The organism is Streptosporangium sp. NBC_01755 (genome assembly GCF_035917995.1).
Lineage (GTDB): Bacteria > Actinomycetota > Actinomycetes > Streptosporangiales > Streptosporangiaceae > Streptosporangium.
The window spans coordinates 2,537,383-2,549,395 of record NZ_CP109131.1 but is presented as its reverse complement, the minus strand read 5'-3'; the positions used below and the strand labels follow the sequence as shown (position 1 = coordinate 2,549,395).

Sequence of the window (12,013 nt, the reverse complement as noted above, 5' to 3'; positions counted from 1 at the left end):
CCCTCGATGAGGTGATGCGCGGGACGCGCGCCGTCGACCGGCCGCTGCACGAGCAGACCCCGTTCGCCGACCTGCTGCGCCTGGCCACGCGGGAGAGCGGGGGGGGTGCTGGACGATCCGGTGGCCATGGTCGAGGCGGTGTTCAGCACCGTGCCGGACGCCGAGGTCGACCCGGTGGCCGCCCACGCGCTGCGCAACCTGCACGAGGCGGGCCTGGTGTGCGTGCTGGCGTGCGACACCCAGCGCCCCGAGAGCGTGCGCCGCGCCACCCTGCGACAGGCCCGCATCAGTGACTGCTTCGACGCGCTGGTGCTGTCGAGCACGATCGGTGTCCGCAAGCCGCATCCGCGGTTCTACGCCACCGTGATCGAGGAGGCGGGCTGCCCGGCGGAAGAGATCGTGTTCGTCGGCGACACCCCGGCCAAGGACGCGATCGGCCCTGCCGCCCACGGGATGCGCGCCGTCCTGATCAGTCAGGACGGCCGTCCGTCCGGCCTGGACCCTGGCATCGGTGTGATCGCCCATCTGCGTGAGCTGCCCGCCTACCTGGAGAGCCTTCATGCCCTCTGATCTCACCCATCTCGCGCGGTGCCGGTACGCGGGGCCGCGGATCCGCTTCGCCGAAGGGCGCGCTCACCTGCTGCCCGCCGTGGCCGTCCCGGACGGCATGGTGGCGTCCCGGTTCAGCGTGCTCAGCCCTGGCACCGAACGCCGCCACCTGCGCGCCACCTACGGGCCGGTCGGCTCGCGTGACGCCGGATACATGACGTTCAGCGGTGACCTGATGGCCGGGTGGAAGCTGGCGGCGGTGCCGCACGGCGCCGCGTTCGACGCCTGCGCCGACAACGTGCTCACCGTGCCTCCCGGCACCCGTCTTCAGGCCGCAGCCCTGGCGCGGTTCCAGCAGTTGGCGGTGTTGGGCTTGGACCGGCTCCCCGACCGGGTCAGCCTCGATGACGTCGTGCTGGTCGGCTCCGGGCCGGTCGCGCTCGGCTGCGCCCTGGAGTTGTACCGCCGCGGCGCCGCCCGGGTGCGGGTGCTGACCTCCCGGCCGGATCCCCCGATCGGCCGCGTGCCCGGGGTGGAGTGCGTCGCCTCCATTGTCCAGGGCAGTGCTGGCGTGGTCGTGGACGCGGCCGGGACACCGCGCCACGCCGCCGCCCTGCTGACCAAGGGCGGCACCCTGGGCCTGCTCGGCACTCCCGATCCGGTGTCGGAGCTGGCGGCGCTCGACCTGCACCGCTCCGGATGGACGATCGTCGGCATGCACGAGCTTCTCGCCGGCCCCGCCTGCTACCAGGACGCGTACACCACGGCGGCGACCTGGTTGACCTGGCACATGAACCCGCATCTGATCGACGGCTGGTGCCGGATCGTGCTCGGCGAGGGCGCGCCCGCCCTGTACGCCGCCTTTCACGGGCTGGGCCGCCCCGACGAACCCGTTGTGATCTTCTCGTGGGAGTGAAAGCCATGACCCTGCCCCGGATCGGCCTGTACAGCATCTCGGTGCGCGGCCTGACCGTCCCAGACATGCTGAACTGGGCTGCCTCCCATGACATTCCGTTCGTGCATCTGCGCGGCGGCCCCCGCGGCGTCGACCTGGCCTCCCAGTCGTCGGTGACGGTGTGGCGGTGGCGTAAGGCCGCCGCGCAGACGGTTCCGATCACCGGGGTCACCGCCGACGTCGACCTGGCCGACCTGCTCACCGGTGACGCCTCCGCCCGCCGCCGGGCGGCCTACGACCTGGAAGAGCTCGCCGAAGCGGCGACCATCCTCAACGCCCGATGGGTGCGGCTGCCGGCTCGCACCCCGCTGACCGCAGACCAGCTGGCCCAGGGGGAGAAACTGCGCGTGCTGGCCGACAGCGTGCTACCGCTGCTGATCGAGCCGCACCACCCCGGCTGGGTGTCCCCGGCCACGCTGCGGCCCCTCGTTGACCTGGTGAACGCCTGCCCGAAGATGAGGCTGTTGGCCGACACCGCGCAACTCGCCGCCGCACTCCCGAAGCGAAACCGGTTCCCCGCCTGGCTCGCGCCGATCTTCGACCACGCCCAGGTGCTGCACCTGTCGGACCCGGGAACCGGCCTGGACGCGCCTGGGCAGGCCGTCATCGCCGCCCTGGCCGCCTACCGCATCCAAGCCGGCCAGGACCTGGAGGTCGCCCTGGAATGGACCGGGCCAGACCGCAGCCCCGATGAGTGCCTGGCCCGGTATCACGCGACGGCCACTTGGTGGGAGCGGCTGACCACCGCCCTGGAATCCCGATGAGTACCTCACCGGGCGGGGGATGGGTGGCGGTCACCGACTACCCGGCCTGGCCGAGCCCGTACTTCGCCGAACTGCACCGGCACGCCCCACCTGGCCTCCCACTCGGCTTCGCCTCCAGCCTCACCGCCATCCCCGGCCGCCCCACCCGGCCAGGGGTGATCAACCTGCACCGGCTCAAGCGCCTGTACCGGGATCGGGGCGGGCAGCGCACCCTGTCGGCGGCCAGGACCATGCTGGATCAACTGCAGGCGCTGCGCGACGGCGGGTGGCGCATCGTGTGGACGGTGCACAATCTGCTGCCCATCGATGGCGGCCCGCCGCGCGACGCCGACTGGTATGCCGCCCTCGGCGTCCTCGGCATCGCGGACACGGTGCTCACCCACACCTATGCCGACGCCCTACACCTGGCCCGGCTCACCACCGCGCCGATCATCGTCGCCGGGTGGGGCGGACTGAGCGCCACGGCGGACGCCGGTCCGGTGCCGGAATCGGTGCGCGTCCTGCTGCGCAGACTGCGCGCCGCCCCCTGCTCGATGCTGGCCATGGGCAACATCACCCCGTACAAGGACCTGCCCGCGGCGGTGGAGGCATTCACCGCGCATACCCGGCGCGCACACCTGCTCATCGCCGGGCCGTGCCGCGATGAGGCTCTGGCCGCCGACCTCGTCGCGGCCGCGCGGAGGTGCGGCGGTCGCGTTTATGTCCACCCGCAGCGGGTGCCGCCCGAGCATGTGCACCACCTGTACCGGGTGGCTGATGCCGCGCTGTGTCCCTACCGGGTCGATGGGCCGTGGGAGTTCTTCACCGGCGTGCTGTATCCCGGCTCGATCGGTACCGCGCTGGCGTTCGGCACCCCGGTCATCGCCCCGCACCTCCCCGCCATCGCGGAGATGACCACGGGCTCCCCGGCGCGGCTCTACCCGCCAGACGAAGGCCCCGGCCCGGCCATGGCCGCCGCCGAAGCCGCCCACCAACGCCCCCGCCCTCGCCTCCGGCGCGTGGGGGACAGCAGCGCGAGATGGCGGGCCGTCACCGCCGTCTACCGGCAGACGTTCGAACGGCTCACCTGCGAAAACAACCCACCGGCCACAACGAGCCGAGATAACGTGACGGCTTCCCCGGGGCCCGGCACACGCCGTTTCACGTCAACCTGCTCCCCGCACCGAGAAGAAGGAGAAGGCTGCTGTGCCTGACCTCATGACCAGCTCCCCGACGTCCGGGCCAGGCGGCCGGATCGCCGCCGTCCTGGCCGGCTGCTACGGGCTGACGGTATGCACCATCACACAGCTGCCCATCGGGCAGGGCACCGTCAACTACCGCGCCAACTGCAACGGCCGACAGGTGTTCGTGAAGAGCTACCCCGACGGCACCGACCTGCCCGCCGAACGCGAAGCGATCGCCCTGGCCGGCCTCGCCCTGCAGGCTGGTATTCCCGGAGCGGTGGTGCTGCCCAACGAGGACGGAGACGTCATCGACACCAGTAGCCCGCTGGCGATGTCGGTGTGGGAGTGGGTGCCCGGCCAGGTCATCACCCATCTGTCACCCGCCCAGCTCGCCGCCGCCGGTACCGCCTTGGGGCGCATCCACGCCCTGTTCGCCGACCGCCCCGCCCCGGCCGCCGCCCCCGCGGTGAAGCAGTGGCGCGGCATCGACGTCGACGGCCTCGCTGTGACGATCGACCAGCTTCTCGACATCATCGCCGAGCGTGTCCGCACCGGGGTCGCTGACCCCTTCGACGGTGACGCCCAGCGCACGCTCCTGGAACGCCGCGCCATGCTCGCCCGCATTCCCGTCCTGCTCGCCGACCTTCCCACCGATCTGACCGTGCAGGTCCTGCACGGCGACTACTCACCGGTCAACCTCCTGTTCACCGGCGACGAGCTGTCGGCGGTGCTGGACTTCCGGCCGCCGGAGCCGTTCCTTCTCGCCTATGACCTGGGCCGCATGGCGTTCTACCCCAACACCGTCACCGAGGGCGGCAACTGGCTGGACGCCGCCGCGACCCTCATCGGCGCCTACCAGGAGGCGCACCCGGCCGTGCCTGATGTGGACGTGCGTGCCTGTGGCCGGGTCGCGCTGTTGCAGCTGCTGAAAAGTCTCTACGGCGTCAAACAGCACTACCTCAAGCCCGGCCTGTTCCAGGACGACCTGGATGATTTCTGGCTGATACGCCACCGGGCGGCGGCGACGTTGCTGTCCGAACTCGCCGGAACCGACACGCTCCTAGCGGAGCTGGCCGGCACCTGACCGGTCTTGAGCACTCGCATTGACGATATGCCTTCGAGTTTCCCCGAAACCAAGGGAGATCCCCGTGACCATGGACACCGTTCCCGCGTCCGCCGCCCGCGCGACCTGGGACGTCCTCCGTGGGCCAATCTCGCCCGACGCCCTGCTTCTCGGCGCGGCCGAGATCGCCGAACGCCACGGCTTGCATGTACACCAGTCCGACCCGGACAGCCTACTCATGGTCGATAACGGCGGCGCCTCCCGTGTCGTCGCCCGCTGGCATCCCTACACTCAGGACCGACCCGACACGCTCAGCCACGTTCTGCCCGACCAGCAGCCCGTCGAGATCCTCCTCGATGTCCACCCGGGCGGGCAGGATGTCGCCGAAGACCTGCGGGTGTGGCTGCAGGGGCGGCTGCGCTGCTACGACCCGGCCGAGTTGGCGCAGCTCACCGTGAGCATGCCGCTGCTGGCCCGTTACGCCGTCCCGGACACCCACCTCGACGGCTGGGCCGTGATCTTCCGTGATCACTATGTGGAGAACACGCTCGCCTTCCTGCTGGCCCTGCAGCGGGTCGGCGTACCCGCCGAGTGGATGTACGCACTGGCCAAGGGCGACCGCACCCGCAACCGTGACCGCATCCATGCCACGCTTCTGGCGCGCGGGTATTACAGCGGTCTGCTCGACAACACCTTGATCAACGCCCCGGACAGCCACGCCGACGACCTCGCCCAAGCCCTCGCCGGGGTGGACGCGTTCATCGATGCCGCCCACTCCGTTGGGCGCCGAGTGCTGGTCATCGACGACGGCGGCCTGCTCGCCCAGGGATACGGCCACGCCGACGCGCCCCGCCGGGTGGACGCCGTCCTGGAGCTGACCGTTTCCGGGCTCAAGCGCATCACCACTGCTGGGTCACTCGCCATCCCGGTGTTCAACCTGGCGCGCTCAGTGCTGAAGACGAACCTCGGCTACCCGGAGATCGCCGACTCGTGCCTGCGGCGGCTGCGGGAGCTGTTGCCCGCCATGAAGGTCATCGGTCGCACGATACTTGTTCTAGGCTACGGCACTCTCGGATCGCGCCTGGCATCCGCGCTGCGCGCCCAGGGCTGTCAGGTCCACGTCGTTGATCCAGAGCCGCTCGCCCTGATCGCCGCCGCCGAGGCCGGCCATCCCACCTACCGCACCGCCGTTGACGCGATGCGTGCGGTACGGCCCTTCCTGCTGGTCGGCACTACCGGGGAGGACGCGCTCACCGCCGAGGCGATCGGACTGCTGCCCGACGGCGTCGTCCTGGCCCCGTACGCCACCCGCGACTTCGCCCTGCTGGCCACTGATCCGCAGCTCACTGAGACGGTGGTGGAGATTCCCGGGATCGGCCGCCGCTACCATCTACGGGGCGGTGCCAAGGTGACGGTCCTCGGCGACGGCCGCTCCCTCAATCTGTTTGAGTCGGACGCCATTCCCAATCAGGGCTACGACGCCTACCGGGCCGGAACGCTCATCGCCGCGAAAGCCCTCTGCTCCCAGGCCGACGCGACTCCGCCCGGAGTGCACACCGATCTCGTCGACGACGTCATCACCACCTCCGGCCTATACGACGCCTACTACGACACCTACCTGGCCGCCGGGGTGCGCACGTGGACCGCTGAGGCCGGCCTCGCGGCTCTGCCCGGCACTGCGGCGTGTGTGGTCGGCTACGGCGCCGCCGGCCGACTGCACGCTCAGCTTCTCGCTGAAGTCGGCGCCCGGCTGACGGTTCTCGACCCCAAACACCAGGATCTGCCCCAGTCCTACCGAAGCTTTCGTCACGGTGTTGAGGAGCTATCAGCAGAGGTCGCCGCCGACATCGGCCTGTGGTCGGTGTGCTGTCCCACCTCCGATCACCTCCCCGTACTGCAGTCGATCTTTATCCATGATTCGGCTCCACGGGTCCTGCTGGAGAAACCCGCCTGTCAGGGGCACGAGATTGACGCGTTCGTCCGCCTGCTCGACGAACACCCCAACGCTCGCATCATGATCATCGATCAGTACCGACACGCCCGCGCTCTCGATCTCGCCGCCGACCTCCTCAAGGAGTACGCCCCCGGTATCCCGATCCACCACATCACGGTCACGTTCACCAAGGACCGCAGCGGTGACATTGCCGTCGGCAGGTTTATTGACCGCACCTACGGGGTCCTCGGCTACGAATGGCTGCACATGCTCGCCGTGCTGCGCCGCTTCCTGTCCCCCGATGACTTCGCCGTCTACCTGGCGACGCGCCCGCAACAGGCGATGCTCCGTGCGATCTACGACTCACGGCTGTTCGTGTCGGGCCTGACCGAGCATTCCACCCTCCACACCGGCGACGCCGTCATACATCTGGAGCTTAACTCCAGCATCACGACCCCAGCCATCGTCCTGGACAACGTTCCCGATCAGGTAGGCGGGTGGCGGCGCGGCATCCGCCCCGCCGACGACCGGCACCGGTATCTCACCGTCCACGCCGGCCGCACCCAGGTCACCGTGCACCTCGACCCGGTCACCACGGCCAGCGGGTGGCAGCTGGACCGTAACCACCACCGTGTCACCGTCGAACACGACGGCAACGTCCTGCATGACGAGGTCGTTGAGGACTCACCGCTGCGAGCGGCCATCCGCGCCGCCGCCGATGCGCTGGCCGGTTCTCAGCCGCTACCACCGCTGGACTTGGGGCCGCTGCGGCGGATCACCGCGCTCGCGGAACACCTGCGAGCACAGCAGCCTGAACGGCACACGGTGCCACCCGAGCCGACGGCGTACGACGACACTCGTGCCGTAGCGGGGTGAACGGGCCATTCAACGTTCCAGGTGCGAGTTATCGTCTGGCCGGTATCTCGGGCGGGGCGTCCGGCCGGTGGCGGTCTGGTCCCGGCGACCTCCGAGGCGATCGGCTGGGGTTCCTGGACGGATAACAGGGCATCAATAAATACTGCGAAGACATGGTGGATATCTTGGTAAATCTAGGGATGACCTGTGGCGATAGAGATCGAGGACAAGTTCGACGTACCAGTGGATTACCAGCTGCCGGATCTCGCCGGACTGCCAGGCGTAGGGGAGGTCGTGGGTCCCAAGACCCATCGGCTGGTCGCCCTCTATTTCGACACGCCCGACCTGAGGCTCGCCGCGCGGGGAATCACCCTGAGAAGGCGCAGGGGCGGTACGGATCCGGGCTGGCACCTCAAGCTCCCCAAGGCCCAAGGCGTACGGCAGGAGATCACCCACCCGCTGACCCGGAGCATCAAGATCGTCCCTGCCGAGCTGGCCGACCTGGTGCTCGCCCACACCCGAGGCGCCCCGCTGGCGCCCATCGCCGAGCTGGACACCCGCCGTGCCGTCACCACGCTGGTCAACGGAGCCGGGGTGAGGCTGATCGAGATCGCCGATGACCGGGTCAAGGGCACGGTGTTCGGCGACGAACCCCATGTCGAGCGCTGGCACGAGGTCGAGGCGGAGATCGTCCAGGGCGACGAGAGGCTGCTGAAGAAGGTCGGAAAGCGGCTACGCCAGGTCGGCGCCAGTCCCGCCGAATCGGCCAGCAAGCTCGCGCGCCTGCTCAACGCGGCCGGGGCGGTCTCAGCGCAGCCGCGTACCAGGCCGATCCCGGGTTCCGCGGGTGAGGTCGCCGTCGGCTATCTCACCGCCCAGGTCGGCGCGTTGCTCGCGCAGGATCCTCGGGTCCGTAAGGCCGAGGAGGACGCCGTACACCAGATGCGCGTCGCCGCCCGGCGGCTCCGCAGCGCGCTGAAGTCGTTCAAAACGGTCGTCAAGGGGACCGGGAGCGTCCAGGACGAGCTCAAGTGGCTCGGCACGGTCCTCGGCGAGGCGCGCGACCTGGAGGTCATCCGCGAGCGGTTCGAGAACAGGCTCGACAGCCTGGACAACGCGCTGATCGTGGGCCCGGTCAGGGCCCGCCTCAGCTCCGACCTGCTGGACGACGAGCACGAGGCCCTCGACCGGGTCAGGGACGCCCTCCGCGGGGAGCGCTACTTCGCCCTGCTCGACGCCCTCGACGACCTGATCGCCACCCCCGTGCTCACCAAGGCCGCCGACAGGCCCGCCGAGACCCTGAAGACCGTCGCGGCCTTCAGCTGGCGCCAGGTCGTCAGGGCCTACGACACCGCGCGGTCCATCGAGGACCCCGCCGAGCGCGAACTCGCCATGCACGACGTACGCAAGGCGGCCAAACGGGCCCGTTACACCGCGGAGGTGCCCGGCATGAAGAAGCTGGCCAAGCGGGCGGAGGCGATACAGGAGGCGCTGGGCACCCACATGGACGGCGTCGTCGCGCAGGAACGGCTGGTCGCCGAGGCCGCGAACGCACGCCTGGCAGGGGAGGACACCTACACCTACGGCGTGCTGACCGGCGTGGAGCGGGCCGGGGCCGAGCGCGCCGACGAGGAGTTCCCCCGGCTCTGGGCCGACACCGCGGCCGCCGTCGCGAAGCTTCTCCGACGCTCCCCCGGCCGCTGAGCGCTCGGGATCGTTTGGCGAGGCCCTGGACCGAACCGCCGGAAGCGGGCGTCAGACGACGTAGCGGTCCACGGCCACGACACGGCCGCCGTTGTGGTGCAGCACCGTGAACGCGCCCTTGGCCAGCCACGTGTCGCCGGACCGGCCGCCGACTTCGGAGATCAGTTCGGGCAGGGTCTTGCCGTGGCCGCAGAGCGTCGTGGGCCGGTTCGAGGCCAGTGCCTCCTCGACCAGGAGGAGGGAGCCCTGGAAGTCGTGGTGGGTCTCCGACAGGACGGGTTCGAGCCGGACCGGCAGGCCGGCCCGTTCGGCGTACGGCTCCAGGGTCTGCACGCACCGCCTGCTGGGGGAGCTGACCAGCTCCGCGGGGCGGAAGGCGCCCAGCACGCTCGCGAGCACCTCGGCCTGTCTCAGGCCGCTCTCATCGAGCGGGCGGTCGTCGTCGTCGCCCTCCCAGTCCTGCCGGTTCCCCGCCAGGGCGTGCCGTACCAGCACGAGCGGGGTGGTCGCGGGCGATGCCGCGCCGAGCGCGCGGAGCAGGTGGGCGTCCCAGTCGTAGGTCAGGCGCCGTACGGCCTCCTCCACAGGCAGCCAGACCACCTCGTCGACCTCGCGGCTGTCGGTACGGCGCTCCTCGGAGAGCATCCTGGCCACCCAGTAGTCGACGCGCTTGGGCCGGCCGTCCTTCGTGTAGTGGCTCGACGGCAGCGACCGGCCGAGTTCCACGGTGATCCCCGTCTCCTCGGTCACCTCGCGCAGCGCGCCGGCGATGGCGTGCTCGCCGTTCTTCAGCTTCCCCTTGGGGAACGACCAGTCGTCGTACTTGGGCCGGTGGACGAGGGCGACCTGCGGCGCGCCCGGTGAGCCGCGCCAGACGACCGCCCCGGCCGCGCGGATCACGCCGTCCGGGCGGGTGGTGTGCTCAGTCATCGATGGCCCTCCACCTACGGGTGCCGATCAGATGGGTCTGCAGGTCATCGCCGGGATGTCGGAGCCAGGTCCCGTCCGGGTCGAGCCACCAGCTCGTGGTGTCGTCGGACATGGCCCGGTCCAGCAGGCCGCTGAGGTAGTTCCGCTGTTGCTGGCTGGCGACCTTGACCAGTACCTCCACCCGGCGCTCGATGTTGCGGCGCATCATGTCACCGCTGCCGATCCAGATCTCCGGGCGTCGGCCGCGGCCGAACTCGTAGATCCGCGAGTGTTCGAGGAAACGGCCCAGCACACTCCTGACCCGGATGTTCTCCGACAGCTCCTGTACACCGGGACGGAGCGTGCAGACCCCCCGCACCCACAGATCCACCGGTACGCCGGCCCGCGACGCCCGGTAGAGGGCGTCGATGATGGGCTCGTCCACCAGGGAGTTCGTCTTCATCCTGATGCCGGCGGGACGGCCCGCCTCCTGATGGGCGATCTCCCGCTCGATCCTGGCCAGCAGCCCGCCGCGCAGCGAGTGCGGGGCGACCAGCAGCCGCCGGTAGGCCGAGTGGTTGGAGTAGCCGGTCAGGTGGATGAACAGGTCCGTGACGTCCTCGCCGACCAGCCGGTCGGCGGTGAGCAGGCCCAGGTCCTCGTACAACCTGGCGGTCTTGGGATTGTAGTTGCCCGTGCCGATGTGGCAGTAGCTGCGCAGTTCGCCCGAGGATTCCTGCCGCACCACCAGGGCCAGCTTGCAGTGGGTCTTCAGCCCCACGACACCGTAGACCACGTGGCATCCGGCCCGTTCCAGCTTGCGAGCCCAGGTGATGTTGGCGTGCTCGTCGAACCTGGCCTTGATCTCCACGACCACGACCACCTGCTTGCCCGCCTCGGCGGCGTCGATCAGCGCGTCCACGATCGGTGAGTCGCCGCTGGTGCGGTAGAGCGTCTGCTTGATGGCCAGCACGTTCGGGTCGGCGGCGGCCTGCTCGATGAACCGCTGCACGCTCGTGGAGAACGAGTCGTACGGGTGGTGCAGCAGCACGTCCCGCTCGCGCAGCACCGCGAAGATGTCGTCCTCGACGTGCACGACCTCCGCGGGTACGAACGGGCGGAAGGTCAGCTCGCCCCGGTCGAGGTCGGCGATCGCGTGCAGCCCGGTCAGGTCCAGTGGCCCCGGCAGCCGGCAGATCTCGTGCTCGGCCACTCCCAGCTCGTCCACCAGCAGGTCGAGCACCTCGGGTGTGATGGTGTCCTCGACCTCCAGCCGGACCGGAGGGCCGAAGCGGCGCTTGAGAAGCTCGCGCTCCAGTGCCTGCATGAGGTTCTCGGTGACGTCCTCGTCGACGTCCAGGTCCTCGTTGCGGGTCACCCGGAAGGCGTGGTGTTCGACGATCTCCATGCCTTTGAAAAGCTGCCCCAGGTGAGCGGCGATCACATCTTCCAGCGGGACGAAACGGTTCACGGACGCCGTGACGAAGCGGGGGAGCCGGCTGGGCACCTTGACCCGGGCGAAGACCGTGTTGCCGGTCGAGGGGTTGCGGACGGTGACGGCCAGGTTCAGTGAGAGTCCCGAGATGTACGGGAAGGGGTGGGCGGGGTCGACGGCCAGCGGCGTCAGCACCGGCCTGATCCGCTCCCTGAAGAACTTGCGCATCTCGGTGCGCTCGTCGCGGCCGAGGTCGTCCCAGCGCACGATCTCGATGCCCTCGGCGCTCAGCCGCGGGCGGATCCGCTCGTGGAAGCAGGCCGACTGCCGCAGCGCGAGATCGTTGGCGATCCCCGCGATCCTGGGCAGCTCCTCGCGGGGCTTCAGCCCGCTCTTCGTGCGGAGCAGGAGGCCGGTGGCCATCCGCCGTTTCAGCCCGGCCACCCGTACCCGGAAGAACTCGTCCAGGTTGCTGGCGAAGATGGCAAGGAACCGCACCCTCTCCAGCAGCGGCAGGGACGGATCCTCCGCCATCTCCAGCACACGCTGGTTGAACTGGAGCCAGCTCTCCTCGCGGTTGAGGAAGCGCTCCTGAGGGAGGGGGAGTCCGGCGGGGGTGGCTCCGGCGAGTTCAGCGGACATATGACCAGAATGCCCGCTTTTGTTGAACGGAACGTTAATTT

9 protein-coding genes are annotated in these 12,013 nt (G+C 69.8%); 7 read left to right on the top strand and 2 right to left on the bottom strand.

The genetic code is table 11. The annotated features are described in order from the left end of the window. The first annotated feature begins 105 nt into the window (after window positions 1-105). From OG884_RS11615 to OG884_RS11585, 7 genes are all read left to right on the top strand, one after another. Complete coding sequence (locus OG884_RS11615) at window positions 106-570, top strand: HAD family hydrolase (RefSeq protein ID WP_326644907.1); 465 nt, start codon at window positions 106-108, stop codon at window positions 568-570. Further along, window positions 560-1,465: a hypothetical protein gene (locus tag OG884_RS11610; RefSeq protein ID WP_326644905.1), complete on the top strand. Its 906-nt coding sequence runs from the start codon at window positions 560-562 to the stop codon at window positions 1,463-1,465. Before OG884_RS11615 ends, OG884_RS11610 begins: the two co-directional genes overlap by 11 nt. 5 nt (window positions 1,466-1,470) lie before the next feature. Then, window positions 1,471-2,268, top strand: a complete 798-nt coding sequence (locus OG884_RS11605) for a sugar phosphate isomerase/epimerase family protein (RefSeq protein WP_326644903.1) — start codon at window positions 1,471-1,473, stop codon at window positions 2,266-2,268. Beyond that, window positions 2,265-3,461 carry a glycosyltransferase gene (locus OG884_RS11600; RefSeq protein WP_326644901.1) on the top strand — a complete coding sequence of 399 codons (1,197 nt, stop codon included), beginning with the start codon at window positions 2,265-2,267 and terminating at the stop codon, window positions 3,459-3,461. Before OG884_RS11605 ends, OG884_RS11600 begins: the two co-directional genes overlap by 4 nt. Next, window positions 3,454-4,515 (top strand): phosphotransferase enzyme family protein, encoded by a 1,062-nt coding sequence (locus OG884_RS11595; protein WP_326644899.1) that lies wholly within the window; start codon window positions 3,454-3,456, stop codon window positions 4,513-4,515. Before OG884_RS11600 ends, OG884_RS11595 begins: the two co-directional genes overlap by 8 nt. A 70-nt stretch (window positions 4,516-4,585) precedes the next feature. Then, window positions 4,586-7,303, top strand: a complete 2,718-nt coding sequence (locus OG884_RS11590) for a hypothetical protein (RefSeq protein WP_326646904.1) — start codon at window positions 4,586-4,588, stop codon at window positions 7,301-7,303. 186 nt (window positions 7,304-7,489) lie between these two features. Continuing rightward, window positions 7,490-8,986: a CYTH and CHAD domain-containing protein gene (locus OG884_RS11585; RefSeq protein WP_326644897.1), complete on the top strand. Its 1,497-nt coding sequence runs from the start codon at window positions 7,490-7,492 to the stop codon at window positions 8,984-8,986. 51 nt (window positions 8,987-9,037) lie between these two features. On the opposite strand, the gene OG884_RS11580 is transcribed toward OG884_RS11585, so the two are convergent. Further along, window positions 9,038-9,916 carry an NUDIX hydrolase gene (locus OG884_RS11580; protein ID WP_326644895.1) on the bottom strand — a complete coding sequence of 293 codons (879 nt, stop codon included), beginning with the start codon at window positions 9,914-9,916 and terminating at the stop codon, window positions 9,038-9,040. Continuing rightward, window positions 9,909-11,972: an RNA degradosome polyphosphate kinase gene (locus OG884_RS11575; RefSeq protein ID WP_326644893.1), complete on the bottom strand. Its 2,064-nt coding sequence runs from the start codon at window positions 11,970-11,972 to the stop codon at window positions 9,909-9,911. The genes OG884_RS11580 and OG884_RS11575 overlap by 8 nt, the downstream gene beginning before the upstream one ends. Window positions 11,973-12,013 lie beyond the last annotated feature (41 nt).